Origin of the sequence: Acinetobacter sp. AS5 (assembly GCF_048957595.1) — a bacterium.
Classification (GTDB): domain Bacteria; phylum Pseudomonadota; class Gammaproteobacteria; order Pseudomonadales; family Moraxellaceae; genus Acinetobacter.
The window spans coordinates 49,605-62,061 of record NZ_JARDAL010000017.1 but is presented as its reverse complement, the minus strand read 5'-3'; the positions used below and the strand labels follow the sequence as shown (position 1 = coordinate 62,061).

Below are 12,457 nucleotides of genomic sequence, written 5' to 3'. Positions count from 1 at the left end.
TCAATGCTCATCGTTGAGTTCTAAAGTTGAAGAAACCGACATCGGCAGCCATCCACCTGCTTCACAATATGCAGATTGGGCCAACCAAAATCCTTTAGGGGTAAACACGCCTAGCATAACATTATCTGTGCTTAATATTTGAATAGTATGCCGAGCCCAGGGAAATATTTGCGCTTCCTGAATAGCTTTTTTCAGCGGCCAGGTACCGACACGGCCATATAAATGAATTTTTTCGCCACCCTGCCTCTGCTGTAAATGCAAAGCTTGCTGCAATAATGCAGGAGATAAACCGAACTGTGCAGGCGCGATGATAAATTTCCCTGACAAAACCTGCACACAGTCTTTTAAAGCGAATTTTATACTTTCCGGACTAGTTTGAACCTGTTGCTGCTCGGCTAAATAGGTCTCTGCGGTCAAACGATATAATTGCTGCTGATAGCGTACATAATAAAAGCCTTGCCAATGCAATGCTGCCTGAGCATCTTGCTTGGCATAAATCACTTCGCATTGCAAACGCTTTACCATATCTAAGGATGGACGATACTGTTGTTTACCTTTCATCCAGGCAGAGAGTAATTGACGTTGTCGTGATTTTGAAAGCTGTAGAAATTTACCAAGATCGAGCTGCATTTCAGTCCCACAAGATGCTAAATCCTGTTGCAGCACTTCTTTTAAAATGTTTTGAGCATCCTGCATTAACTCACTGGTTCGCACCAAGGCAGTTTGCATTTTAGGATAACGTTCGCTTAATACCGGCCACAGGGTCTGGCGTGCCCAGGCCCGGTCATAATGAGTATCATCATTGGTTGGATCTTCAATATTCTGAACATTCAGCTCTGATGCCCATTGGCAAATTTGCTCACGGGAAATATCCAGCAATGGTCGCCAAATCGTGAGATTTTCACGTACATCGATTTGTTTCATGGCTGCTAAACCATCTATACCAGCACCCGATAATAGACGCAGCATCAAGGTTTCCGCCTGATCCTGCTGATGATGTGCTAGCACCAACATTTCATCCGCTTGCAAATGTTGTCGATAGGCCTGATAACGTGAATTGCGCGCTTGCTGTTCCAGATTACCACTGGCGACATTGACCGGCTGGATGATGCAGGAAATATTCAGTTGCTGACATTGATCCGCAACGAACTCACCCCAATCCGCACTGACTGCTTGCAACTGGTGATCGACATAAATCGCCCGAACTTTTTCCGGGCATAAAAAAAACATCAGATGCAGCAACAGCATAGAATCTACGCCACCACTGCATCCGATGAGAAATTTTGTCTCTGCAGGAAAGTCCTGCAGTTGTTTTAAGAAACCAGACCTAAATTGTCGCTGCCAAACTTCATCAAACGTTGGTAACGTGCTTCGCATCGTGCTTGCGCTTCCATTGGTTGCAGTTCATTCAAAGCGTCTTTCAGCACTGCTTTCAAGCTGTTCATGACCTGATCCGGATTTAAGTGAGCACCCTCACCTTCATCCACCACATATTCTACAATACCCATTTTCTGCAATTTTTCTGCAGTCAGAGCCAAGGCTTCACTAGCCTGTTCAGCTTTTTCAGCGGTTTTCCAAAGAATTGAGGCACAGCCTTCCGGTGAAATCACCGAATAAATACTGTGAGAGAGCATCACCACACGATCTGCTACCCCAATACCCAGCGCACCACCTGAACCGCCTTCACCCAGTACAGTTGCAATCACAGGTACTTTCAAATTAGAAAGCTGAGCCAGACTGGTGGCAATCGCTTCAGCCTGACCACGTTCTTCTGCACCGACACCCGGATAAGCGCCCATAGTGTCAATAAAAGTAAAGACTGGCAGGTTAAAACGCTCTGCCATGTCTAGCAGACGCTGTGCCTTACGATAACCTTCCGGGTTACTCATGCCAAAATTATGCTGTAATTTTTCACGGGTGCTACGACCACGATGCTGACCAACGATCATCACCGGTTGACCATCGAAACGAGCCAGACCACCGATCATCGCGCCATCATCACCATATAGGCGGTCACCATGTAAAGCATCAAATTCAGTGAATATTTCACCCACATAGTCCAGGAATTGTGGACGTTCTGGATGACGTGCAATCTGCACTGTCGCCCATGCTTTTGATGGAGTTGCTTTATTTTTCATAGGTTAACCGTTTTCATCCCTATAAAGGTATTAATTAACAAACTGTTCGGATTGAATCGAGAGTTCAATCTCCCAATTTTTAAATTGCTGCTGTTCATCGTGCAGTTCAGCTACCAGCAATGGCCATTGCTTGGCATCACCAGACACGCTGAGTTGCCATTGTTGCGCATTTTCAACCTTGAGTTCAATGGCAGGAAGCATCTCATCGCTACGACTGTGATTGACCAAAACCGACAGACGAAGCAGCAAACATAACCATAAAAGTTTAGATCCACCGACTTTCATCACATCAATCTTGGCATCAGCGCGCAATTTACGCCGATGGTGCGCGACCAAATGTGACAAATGATTTTGATCAACTTGCGAGAAACCGGCAATATCCGAGTGTTGTAATAAATACGCGCCATGACGATGATAGCCACTGTGACTAATGGCCAAACCAATCTCATGCAGATAGGCAGCACGACGCAACAGGTCACTATCTTCAACACTCAAACCGAGTTCACTGGCCACGTCATTAAACAGTTTCTGTGCCGTCTGAACCACACGCTCAGCCTGCTTGGCATCGGCATTGTATCGACCAATCAAGGCATGTACGGAACGATCACGGATATCCTCATGCTTGAAACGGCCAAGCAAGTCATACATCACGCCTTCACGTAGCGCACCATCCGAATAGACCAAATGATCAATCCCCAATACATCAAAGACTGCATAGAGAATGGCAATGCCGGCGGGTAAAACGGCACGACGATCATCTTTCAGACCTTCGAATTCCATGTCCGAGACATATTTATATTTAAGCAGTTTATCTTTGAGCTTTTCCAGGCCTTCACGCGTCAACTGTTCGCGATCATTGCTCCAGCCCATATTAACGCAAATCTGGCGGCAGGCTTTAATCGTACCACTCGAGCCGACGACAGCATCCCAACCGGCTTCTTTATAAGTATTGGCAATTCCGGAAATTTCTTTACGTGCCGCAGTAACTGCTTTATCAAAAGCTTTGGCGCTGATTTCACCATCCTGAAAATAAGCTTTGGTAAATGCCACACAGCCCATTTGTACCGATTCGGTATGAATCGGCTCGAATTCTTCACCGATAATCAGCTCAGTTGAACCGCCACCGATGTCAACCACCAGACGACGACCACTGTTGGCCATGGTATGCGATACACCCAGATAAATCAGACGGGCTTCTTCACGGCCGGCAATAATTTCGATCGGTTTCGGTAAAATTTCTGCGGCTTTCTGGATAAATTCATGACCATTTTTGGCTTGACGTAAAGCATTCGTCGCCACGATCCGTAATCGGTTCGGCTGAACGGCACCTAAACGCCCTACAAAACGGGCCAGACAGGCCAAACCGCGTTGCTGGGCGGCTTCGGTTAAATTCTTATTTTCGTCTAGTCCTGCGGCAAGCTGAACTTTTTCTGACATTGATGCCACTTTCTTCACTTCACCATGATCTACACGGGCGATGGCCAAATGAAAGCTGTTTGATCCCATATCGATGGCGGCAAGTAATTCTTCATCAATCAAAAAGTCAGACATTCCAGAAATAAACCTTTAACGAATTGTGCTTAGAGTAATTCACATGCATGCAATTTAAAAGCCATTTGTAGCGACAATTTAATGCCTTATTCTTTTTTTTATCGGGAATAATAGTGAGACACGATCATCACTATCGTGATCATCCATTAGACAAAATAACATTAAGCATTGAAAATTTACAGATTCCCCTACATTGTTAAAGATGGCTATGTAATACTAATAATTAGTTATCTTTAAAATATTAATCTGGAGCACATTCCATGTCTGGCAACATCGTAAACACTACTGACGCAAACTTCGAAGCAGACGTTCTTCAATCAGACGTTCCTGTACTGGTGGACTTTTGGGCAGGCTGGTGTGCACCATGTAAAGCAATCGCACCTGTACTTGAAGTGCTTGCTGATGAATACCAAGGCAAAGTTAAAATCGTGAAAGTTGACGTAACTTCTTGCGAACAAACTGCTGTGAATTTCAACATCCGTAACATCCCGGCTTTGTTGATGTTCAAAAATGGTGAAGTTGTTGCGACTCAAGTCGGTGCTGCACCAAAATCTAAACTGACTGCATTTATTGATGACAATATCTAAGCACAGCATTTTTAGTAAAAAATACGCGACTCATGCTCGCGTATTTTTTTCGGCTATAAATTGACAAACCTGGCATTTTCTCTTATATTCGCTACTCAAGAGATAAAGGATCCTAAATCCTGTCAATTTCTTACAAGACACATTACATAAGATGCCGCTCGGCAATAGAAATTGTTTTCCACATTTTTCTTTGAAACACTCAAACAGATCTCTGAATTGTTCTTTTGCAAATTCAATTGCTTTCGTTTGAATGCTGGTATGCGGCCGAATGTTACTCCCTTTCTAACCTGTACCTCAGAACTTTGATTCTATCTGACCACCTATGAATTTAACCGAACTCAAGAAAAAACCGATTGGCGAACTCATCAAGATTGCCGAGTTTATGGGCCTCGAAGGTATGGCTCGTAACCGTAAGCAAGACATTATTTTTGCCATCTTAAAACGTCATGCAATGAATGGCGAAGAGATTTTTGGTGATGGCGTTCTAGAAATTTTGTCAGATGGTTTTGGCTTTTTACGCTCAGCCGCAGGTTCTTATTTAGCAGGTCCTGACGATATTTATGTCAGCCCTTCTCAAATTCGTCGTTTTAACCTCCGTACTGGCGACACCATTACTGGCACCATTCGCCCGCCGAAAGAAGGCGAACGTTATTTTGCTTTACTTAAAGTCAATCAAATTAACTACGACACACCTGAAAATTCACGTAACAAGATTCTGTTTGAAAACTTGACGCCATTATTCCCGACTGAACAGTTGGTGATGGAGTTGGGCAATGGCACCACTGAAGATTTAACCACCCGTGTGATCGACTTAGTTGCACCGATTGGTAAAGGCCAGCGTTCAATTATTGTGGCTCCGCCGAAAGCGGGTAAAACCATGCTGCTGCAAAGCATTGCACAGTCCATCGTTCGCAATAATCCTGAAGTTATTCTGATCGTTCTCCTAATTGATGAGCGTCCAGAAGAAGTGACTGAGATGGAGCGTACGGTTCGTGGTGAAGTCGTGGCTTCTACCTTTGATGAATCTCCTGCACGTCACGTTCAAGTCGCTGAAATGGTGATTGAAAAAGCAAAACGTCTGGTTGAACATAAGAAAGATGTGGTGATTTTGCTTGACTCGATTACCCGTCTGGCACGTGCTTATAACACTGTGATTCCTTCATCAGGCAAAGTACTGACTGGTGGTGTGGATGCACATGCCTTAGAACGCCCTAAACGTTTCTTCGGTGCTGCACGTAATATCGAAGAAGGCGGTTCACTGACCATCATTTCTACTGCCCTGATTGAAACCGGTAGTAAAATGGATGAAGTGATTTACGAAGAATTCAAAGGTACAGGTAACCAGGAAATTACCCTTGATCGTCGTATTGCTGAAAAACGCGTGTTCCCTGCAATGAACATCAAGAAATCTGGTACTCGTCGTGAAGAACGCCTGATGTCAGAAGACAATCTGCGTAAAGTCTGGATTCTGCGTAAGCTGCTGCATACTCAAGACGAATTGGCGGCAATGGAATTCTTACTGGATCGTATGAAAGAAACCAAGACCAATGATGATTTCTTTGATCAGATGAAACGCAAAGCTTCAAATTAAAATTTTAAATGAAAGGTCATCTAAACGGTGGCCTTTTTTAGGTTGACATAAATTACAGAATGAAACAATGAAGCCTGATTTATGTAAACTTATTTTTAAGTTTTTGATTAATAAAATATTCAGATTAAAAATTGTATAACTTTTAAGTATTTAATAAGCCTTTCTCCAATCTAAATCTTTCATTCCATTGTTATTTTCTGTTAAAAACTTCTTATTTTTTATCGTTTTTCCGTACTTTTTTGATCATTGCCAGTAGCAATTAAAAATGCGCAGTGATAGCATATTTGCAGACCAGTTAGACTGCTCCTGCGTTGTTAGTCCCTAACACAATTAGGAACAATAAAAGCACTTAACAGACTAACTTTGGTTTTTTTTAATCTCAATTTTTAGAGAGTGATGCCATGTTATTCAAAAAAATCGCTATTGCTGCTGCAGTTGCTACTACTCTAGCTTTCGTTGGTTGTGCTAAAAAAGCTGACGACGCTGCTGCTGACGCTAACCAAGCTGCATCTGAAGCTGTAGAAGCTGCTTCTGAAGCTGAAGCTGCTGCTGATGCTGCTGCTGTAGAAGCTACTTCTGAAGTTGCTGCTTCTGATGCTGCTGCTGTTGCTGAAGCTGACGCTGCTGCTGCAGTTGCTGTTGACGCTGCTGCTGACGCTACTGCTGCTTCTGAAGCTGCTGCTCAATAATCTTCTAGATTATTCAGTACAAAAAAAGAGAGCCTTTGGCTCTCTTTTTTATTTTAAAAACTGAAAATTAAAAATATTAGATTCCAGTTTTTAAAAAAGCAGATCAGTTGACCTGCTCATTTCCCACACGTTGACGGAACTTCTGTCCGGCACGAAAGGTGACCACGCGGCGTGCAGAAATCGGAATCTCTTCACCCGTTTTCGGGTTACGGCCTGGACGTTGACGCTTGTCACGCAACTCGAAATTACCAAAACCCGAAAGTTTTACTTGCTCGCCTGAGATGAGCGCCTGGCTAATCTCATCGAAGAACAACTCAACCATTTGTTTTGCTTCACGACGGTTTAAACTCGTGAGCTCACTTAAATGATCAGCCATTTCTGCTTTAGTTAGTGCTGTCATGAAGCCCTCAATGTCGCTTGGTAAGTGTTTTCTAACACTTGAAGGATATTATCCATACCTGATTTAATTTCAGCATCTTCCAGTGTACGGCTTGGATGCTGCCAGAGAAGTGCAAATGCCAGTGAGCGTTTCCCTTCTTCTACTCCTTGTCCAGTGTACACATCGAACAACCAAGTTGAGTCTAAAAGCTCTCCGCCTGTTTTTTCGATAAGTCCCTGAATTTCGCTAACATTAATCTTATCACTAATTAAAAGCGCAATATCACGTCGAACCGATGGAAAACGTGATAATTCTGTAAAATTAGATACATAAGTTTGCAAAACAGCCGCTTGATCCAATTCTGCTACCCATGTGGTTGCCAGATCAAGTTCGTCTTCAAGTGAGGGATGTAAACGCCCCAAGTAACCAATTGATTGACCATTCACGAGAATTTCTGCGGATTGCCCTGGGTGCAACCAGCTACGCTCTGAACGCACATATTCTACGTTGACACGACCAGCAGCCAGAATTTCTTCTACATCACCCTTAAAGTCAAAGAAGTCCATTGGCTGTGCCTTGCCATGCCAAGACTCAGGGGTACGTGAACCTGTTGCAATCAGGGCAAAGGTTGGAATCTGTTTTAAATCATGGATGCTGCGAGCTTCTTGATAGTCAAAACGCAGACCCAGTTCAAAGAAGCGTACACGACTTTGCTGACGGTTAACATTGTACTGCACACAAGGAATCAGGCTAGACAGCAAGGTTGAACGCATCACCGCCAAATCACTTGAAATTGGATTGGCTAATGCTAATGGATTCACACTGGAATTAAGTTGCTTTTCAAGTTTTAGGTCTGCGAAGCTAAAGCTGATCGCTTCTTGGTAACCTAAAGTTACGGCAGTTTGACGGAGTTGACCCAATTCAAATTGATCTTGGTATTTCGCCAATTTCACATCAATCACAGGCAGGCTGATTTGAATATTGTCATAACCGTGAATACGCGCCACTTCTTCGATCAAGTCCTGGTAAATCACCATATCATAACGATGTGACGGTGGAACCACTAACCACTCGCCTTCTGTTTTAACAGTTACATCACAACCTAAACGGGTTAAAGCATCAGTAATGAACGCTGAATCAACACTATAACCTAGCAGTTGATCGACTTGTGCTTGATTCAACTCAATTGCGTCGCGTGTTGGCAATAGGGCTGCATTTTCGGCAACTGTAATTGGTCCGAACTCACCGCCAGCAAGTTCCGCAATCAATTGTGATGCGCGGTGCATAGCGATCAATGGCAATTCAAAATCGACGCCACGTTCATAACGCTGAGAAGCATCAGTATGCAGGCCAAAGCTACGTGCACGACCGGCAATATGCAGTGGTGCGAAGAATGCTGATTCCAGGAAAATTTCAGTGGTTGCATCGCTGACTGCTGAAGACAAGCCACCCATAATACCGGCAATGGCCAATGCTTTTTCATCATCTGCAATCACCATCACTTTTTCGTTGAGTTCAACTTCTTGTTCATTGAGCAAAACTAACTTTTCAGCTTCCGTCGCTTGACGTACGTGTACCGCGCCTTGCACTTTACCACCATCAAATGCGTGTAGCGGTTGACCAAGCTCGATTAATACATAGTTGGTAATATCGACCAGAATGCTGTGCTGACGGATACCTGAACGTGCCAATGCACGCTCCATCCATTCAGGCGTTGGTGCTTTGGTATTCACATTCTTGATCACACGACCTAAGTAACGTGGGCAGCCTTCAGTTGACACAACGACTTTCTTTTCGTCGCTAATAGTTGCAGTAACTTCTTTAATTTCAGGCGCAGTCACCGGAAGCTGGTTAATCACACCAATTTCACGTGCGATCCCGCGAATACTGAAACAGTCACCACGGTTTGGTGTGATGCTGATGTCAATCACGTTATCATCAAGATCCAGATATTCACGGATGTTCATACCTACTGGTGCATCTGCAGGCAGCTCTAACAGACCATCGATTTTATCTTCCAAATCGATTTCTGAAGCGCCGCACAGCATGCCTTGTGACTCGATACCACGAAGCTTGCCTTTCTTGATTTTGAAATCACCCGGAAGTACTGCACCGATAGTCGCAACTGGCGCTTTCATGCCGGCACGTACGTTTGGCGCACCACATACAATTTGCAATGGTTCACCAGAACCGATATTGACAGTGGTCACACGCAAGCGATCTGCATCAGGATGTTGTTCTACTGTCAGGACTTCCCCCACTACTACACCAGTAAAGGGTTTCGCTGCAGGAGATAAGTCATCAACTTCAAGACCTAACATGGTCAATTGATCAGAAAGTTTATCGCTATCGATGGCTGGGTTGACCCATGTGCGTAGCCAATTTTCGCTAATTTTCATTGATATAAAACCTGTAATTCAAATCTCTAGAATCCCCCTCTGCCCCCCATTTTCCAAAGGGGAAGAACTCCATCTATTTCGCGGAGTCCCTCTCCTTTTTAAAAGGAGAGGTTAGGAGAGGATTATTAAAAAGTTTTAAGCAAACTGGCGTAAGAAACGCACATCGTTTTGGAAGAACATACGTAAGTCATTCACGCCATAACGAAGCATTGCAAAACGTTCAACACCCAGACCAAAAGCAAAGCCTTTGTATTTTTCAGGATCAATGCCTGCAGCTTGCAGCACATTTGGATGTACCATACCGCAGCCCAATACTTCCAACCAGCGACCGCGTTCATCCATAATATCCACTTCCGCACTCGGCTCGGTGAACGGGAAATAAGATGGACGGAAACGTACTTTCAAATCTTTTTCGAAGAATTCGTTCAGCAGGTTAATCAGCAAACCTTTCAGTTCCGCAAAGCTGGTATTTTCAGCCACGTATAAACCTTCGATCTGATGGAACATCGGCGAGTGAGTTTGATCCGAATCACAACGGTAAACACGGCCCGGACACACGATCTGGATTGGTGGCTGCTGTGTTTCCATGGTACGAATCTGCACACCAGACGTATGCGTACGCAACAAATGGTTCACATCGAAATAGAAAGTATCGTGCATGGCACGCGCCGGGTGATGCCCCGGAATGTTCAGTGCTTCAAAGTTGTGATAGTCATCTTCAACTTCAGGACCTGTTGCAACCGTAAAACCTGCCTTGGTAAAGAACTGGCAAATACGCTCTTGCACCTGGGTCACTGGATGGATACTGCCCACCTGCTGGCCACGACCTGGTAAAGTAATATCAATGGTTTCGCTTGCCAGTTTTTGTTCTAAGGCAGCTTTATGCAGTTCTGCCTGACGTGATGTCAATGCAGCGGTAATGGTTTCACGTACAGCATGGATTTGTGCGCCGAAGACTTTACGTTCTTCAGGATCCATTTTACCAAGCGACTTAGATTGTTCCGCGAGCTGGCTTTTTTTCCCCGTAAATTGCACTCGTACTTGATCAAGTGCAGCAAGGTCTTGAGCTGCTGCAATCGCAGCGAGCGCTTCAGTGGTCAGGGCTTCCAGTGACATAGTAACTCTCAAAGCAACAGGTTAAAAAATATTTTAAAAACCCCACATTCTAACAGTTTTTAGACACTTTGATGAAGATGCGTTTTAAGGAAAATTAGATTGGCGTGATTAAATATAAAAAGTATAAGATAAACACAATATCAATCAGATCAAATCACTATGGCACTCGATCAAATTTGGAAACAGCAACTGACCCTCGTCACTTACGGCAATGAGTATTTGACTCAGGACCTGAGTTTCAATCGTTGGATTCAACATTCCATTTTTAATCAGCATCAGTTTGCCTTTCGGGATCTGATGTCACAACATCTGCTGGCCCAGCATTTCCAGATCTGGCTGGAAGGTCTGAAAAAACAAGGTGTACGCCGACTGAGTTTGCATCGCTCTGATTTACTGGTTGATGAAAAAAATCCGAATGCCAATGTCGAGCTATTACCACTAGCGCATTTTATTGTCAGTCATGATGCCAAAACCAAAACTGCCTGGATCATTGGTAAAGAACTGCCTGAATGGTACAGCGCGGACAATGACTACGAAGCGCCTAAATCACAACAATCCCCTTTACGCCATGAAACATTCTGGTGTTATGAGTTAAATCCCAAACTGGCCAAGCGCATTGATGTGGATCTAGAAGCGCCAAACTGGGATGATATCCAGACCTATACCGATCATGAACTGTTTGAAAGTAGCCTTGCCCAAGATTTTATCGAGCCGGCGTATACCAATTTGCCTTATTACGGTACCATGCCTGCCATTCAGGCCGATAGCGAAAGTCATTTGGCCTTAATTCCCACTGACTATTCAGCGGATTATGCTCACCAGACTTTGTACCGCCTAGACGCCTTAAACGACTTTATTCAAACTAAAATCCAGCATCCCTATCGTGCAGATGGCGAAGTACTCAGCCCGGAGCAGCAACTCAATCTGCGACATTTTTCGCAAAAAATTGATGATTTAAGTGCTAAATTCATCAGCAAAGTCGCCAACCACTATAAAACTGCACAGCTAACACCTAAAGTTGCACCTGACCCATTTGTCGGTATGAGTACTGAAGATCGTTCACCAAAAATTTCTAAAGCAGAAAAACCTCAAGATCCAGGTAAAGCCAGTTCTTCTGCAAATGTAGTGACCTTAATTGTGATTACCGTGATTATCTGTCTGATTGGTTACTATTTCGGGCTTTAAAAGAATTTTAAGAAGCTATTTTTTTAGCAGCTTTTTTAAACACAAGAAATTTTAAAAAATTAATGGACAAAGTCAAAATTGGTTGACTTTTTCTATAATCAGAAATAATTTGGTTGACGTTTTTATAAAAATGAAATAAATTAAAAATTCGCTACTTAGGATTTCCACATTACATTAAGTAAAGGATACGTTATTTATGGTCAAATACCCCCACCCTTCAACATTTGATAAAGAGTTAACAGATGACAAGTTAACTTATATTGCAAAATTAATGCTTCAGTGTTTCGATAAAAGTTTTCGAGACACCCGTGATATTGATGATGACAATTATACCTTTGGTACTGTTTTCTTTAAGAGAACTCATAATTGTTTGAAAAGAGAATTCCTCAATGATTCTTGTCCTTACAAATTTGAAATAGTTGATAAAACGAATAAATTTATTTTCAAAGTAGGACAAACACCTTGTCGTTTTTTTGAGGAAAAGAATTATTTTTATCCAACCAAGAAAGGTGCATTTGTCTTAACAGAACAATTAAGCCTTTTCAATGAAGTTGGCTTACCTTGCTATTCCAATTTCTTACTCATGTATTCAATTGATGAAGATGGATTCCCATTAGCCACTGTCCGTTTTGTCAGCTATGACATTAACGAAAATATAGTCGCTTTCTGGGAATATAATTCATCTAGCTTTGCTCCTTCAATTCAAACAAATGATTTGTTTACCCCTGATAGTAATGGCAAAAAACGCACTAGAAATCTATCTAGTAAACGTAATAAAGCTAACAAATCACAAGAGAATTGAATCAATTATTAGGTTCCACA

Annotated in this window: 11 protein-coding genes; 5 read left to right on the top strand and 6 right to left on the bottom strand. The window is 43.0% G+C overall.

The features are described 5' to 3' along the window. The 3 genes from tilS to ppx are packed head-to-tail and all read right to left on the bottom strand — an operon-like array spanning nt 1 to nt 3,689. Nucleotides 1-1,377: a tRNA lysidine(34) synthetase TilS gene (gene tilS / locus PV763_RS07160; protein ID WP_191112224.1), complete on the bottom strand. Its 1,377-nt coding sequence runs from the start codon at nt 1,375-1,377 to the stop codon at nt 1-3. After that, the gene (locus PV763_RS07155; RefSeq protein WP_191112223.1) at nt 1,314-2,138 is read right to left on the bottom strand and encodes an acetyl-CoA carboxylase carboxyltransferase subunit alpha; all 825 of its coding nucleotides are present in this window, start codon (nt 2,136-2,138) and stop codon (nt 1,314-1,316) included. The genes tilS and PV763_RS07155 overlap by 64 nt, the downstream gene beginning before the upstream one ends. A 30-nt stretch (nt 2,139-2,168) precedes the next feature. Beyond that, complete coding sequence (gene ppx, locus PV763_RS07150; RefSeq protein WP_004278264.1) at nt 2,169-3,689, bottom strand: exopolyphosphatase; 1,521 nt, start codon at nt 3,687-3,689, stop codon at nt 2,169-2,171. Between the two features lie 260 nt (nt 3,690-3,949). On the opposite strand from ppx, the gene trxA reads away from it, so the two are divergent. The 3 genes from trxA to PV763_RS07135 all read left to right on the top strand — a co-directional run bounded on the left by trxA (nt 3,950) and on the right by PV763_RS07135 (nt 6,556). Continuing rightward, a complete protein-coding gene (gene trxA / locus PV763_RS07145) occupies nt 3,950-4,276 on the top strand; it encodes a thioredoxin (protein ID WP_004278266.1) in 327 nt (108 codons plus the stop codon). A 322-nt stretch (nt 4,277-4,598) separates the two neighbouring features. Next, a complete protein-coding gene (gene rho, locus PV763_RS07140; RefSeq protein ID WP_004278267.1) occupies nt 4,599-5,867 on the top strand; it encodes a transcription termination factor Rho in 1,269 nt (422 codons plus the stop codon). 401 nt (nt 5,868-6,268) lie between these two features. Next, entirely contained in the window at nt 6,269-6,556 is a 288-nt protein-coding gene (locus PV763_RS07135) for a hypothetical protein (protein WP_153566424.1), read from the top strand. 103 nt (nt 6,557-6,659) lie between these two features. On the opposite strand, the gene PV763_RS07130 is transcribed toward PV763_RS07135, so the two are convergent. The 3 genes from PV763_RS07130 to pheS all read right to left on the bottom strand — a co-directional run bounded on the left by PV763_RS07130 (nt 6,660) and on the right by pheS (nt 10,450). Beyond that, on the bottom strand, nt 6,660-6,956 hold the full coding sequence (locus PV763_RS07130) for an integration host factor subunit alpha (RefSeq protein ID WP_004278269.1): 297 nt from the start codon (nt 6,954-6,956) through the stop codon (nt 6,660-6,662). Beyond that, entirely contained in the window at nt 6,953-9,334 is a 2,382-nt protein-coding gene (pheT, locus tag PV763_RS07125) for a phenylalanine--tRNA ligase subunit beta (protein ID WP_191112222.1), read from the bottom strand. Before pheT ends, PV763_RS07130 begins: the two co-directional genes overlap by 4 nt. Nucleotides 9,335-9,469: 135 nt before the next feature. Next, complete coding sequence (gene pheS / locus PV763_RS07120) at nt 9,470-10,450, bottom strand: phenylalanine--tRNA ligase subunit alpha (RefSeq protein WP_004278272.1); 981 nt, start codon at nt 10,448-10,450, stop codon at nt 9,470-9,472. A gap of 159 nt (nt 10,451-10,609) precedes the next feature. Here pheS and PV763_RS07115 point away from each other — a divergent pair, with 159 nt between their 5' ends. Together PV763_RS07115 and PV763_RS07110 are read left to right on the top strand one after the other, a co-directional pair. Then, nucleotides 10,610-11,635 (top strand): hypothetical protein, encoded by a 1,026-nt coding sequence (locus PV763_RS07115; RefSeq protein ID WP_191112221.1) that lies wholly within the window; start codon nt 10,610-10,612, stop codon nt 11,633-11,635. 196 nt (nt 11,636-11,831) lie between these two features. Continuing rightward, nucleotides 11,832-12,437, top strand: a complete 606-nt coding sequence (locus tag PV763_RS07110; RefSeq protein WP_005246034.1) for a hypothetical protein — start codon at nt 11,832-11,834, stop codon at nt 12,435-12,437. Nucleotides 12,438-12,457: the final 20 nt, after the last annotated feature.